Source organism: Streptomyces sp. URMC 126, assembly GCF_051386555.1.
In the GTDB taxonomy this organism is placed as follows: domain Bacteria; phylum Actinomycetota; class Actinomycetes; order Streptomycetales; family Streptomycetaceae; genus Streptomyces.
Genome location: NZ_JBPQTX010000948.1, coordinates 1 through 265, shown reverse-complemented (window position 1 = coordinate 265; position 265 = coordinate 1). Strand labels below are relative to the sequence as shown.

Here is a 265-nt window from a genome sequence, read left to right as displayed (position 1 = left end):
CCCCTGGGCACCGATCCCCAGCGCGTTGACCCTGTCGTGAATGGCGATCCGCAACTCCTCGATACGGTTGCGGGGGCCGCGCTCCTTCAGGTCGTGGATGTCGATCGGCTCCATCAGCGCTTCCTTGGCCAGAAGCATCGCCTTTTCGGCACTGCCGCCGATGCCGATACCGAGCATTCCGGGCGGGCACCAGCCGGCTCCCATCGCCGGCACCGTCTTCAGCACCCAGTCCACGATATCGTCCGACGGGTTGAGCGTCGTGAAG

1 protein-coding gene is annotated in these 265 nt (G+C 65.7%); it reads right to left on the bottom strand.

What is annotated here, in order from left to right; translation table 11 throughout:
- On the bottom strand, nucleotides 1-265 hold a 265-nt coding region (locus ACSNOK_RS34620; protein ID WP_436784677.1), incomplete at both ends, for a fumarate hydratase.